The organism is Francisella sp. XLW-1 (assembly GCF_008711455.1).
Lineage (GTDB): Bacteria > Pseudomonadota > Gammaproteobacteria > Francisellales > Francisellaceae > Francisella > Francisella salimarina.
Genome location: NZ_VXKP01000022.1, coordinates 1 through 953, shown reverse-complemented (window position 1 = coordinate 953; position 953 = coordinate 1). Strand labels below are relative to the sequence as shown.

Genomic DNA, 953 nt, shown 5'->3' with positions numbered 1-953 from the left:
TTTATAGGTAGCAATTATGTGCGTATGATGTTATCAAGATATGATGATGTGAAAATAGTATCTTATGACAAGCTTACTTATGCAGGTAGTTTAGATAATCTAAAAGATCTAGAAAATGAACATAATCATACTTTTATCAAAGGAGATATTTGTGATGAAGCGTTAGTATATGAGACTCTTAAGAATCATAATATTGAAACTATAGTGCATTTTGCAGCAGAATCTCATGTAGATAACTCAATTGCTAATCCTAAGGTATTTTTGGAGACAAATGTAATAGGTACATTTACACTTTTAAATTGTGCTAAAAGATACTGGTTGGATGAGTTAGGATTAGATGAAACTAATTGTAAGTTCCACCATGTATCTACAGATGAGGTGTATGGTACATTATCAAAAGATGATCCGGCATTCACCGAGACAAAGGCATATGAGCCAAACTCACCATATTCTGCATCTAAAGCGGGATCTGATCATATTGCTAGGGCATATCATCATACTTATAAGTTGCCTGTAACTATTTCAAACTGCTCAAATAACTATGGCCCATATCAACATCCTGAGAAGTTAATACCAGTTGTGATTAATAGCTGTATTAACCAAAAGCCTATTCCGGTATACGGAGATGGTTCAAATATTCGTGATTGGCTGTATGTGGTAGATCATTGTGATGCTATACAAACAGTGGTTGAAAAGGGTGTGATAGGAGAAGTTTATAATATAGGTGGTATTAATGAGGTTGATAATCTGACACTTATAAATACTATATGTAAGCTAATGGATGAGTATAAGCCTGAGCATGCTCCACATAATAGGTTAATATCATTTGTCGAAGATAGAAAAGGACATGACTGGAGATATGCTATAGATAATAGTAAGATTCAGAACCAGCTAGGTTGGAAACCATCACAAGACTTTGAGAAAATGTTTAAAGAAACTATTGAATTTTATTT

1 protein-coding gene is annotated in these 953 nt (G+C 33.4%); it reads left to right on the top strand.

Annotated features, from left to right (window positions below; all coding sequences use genetic code 11):
• The coding region (rfbB, locus tag F3D59_RS09885; RefSeq protein ID WP_150464773.1) for a dTDP-glucose 4,6-dehydratase at positions 1–953 on the top strand (953 nt) is incomplete at both ends.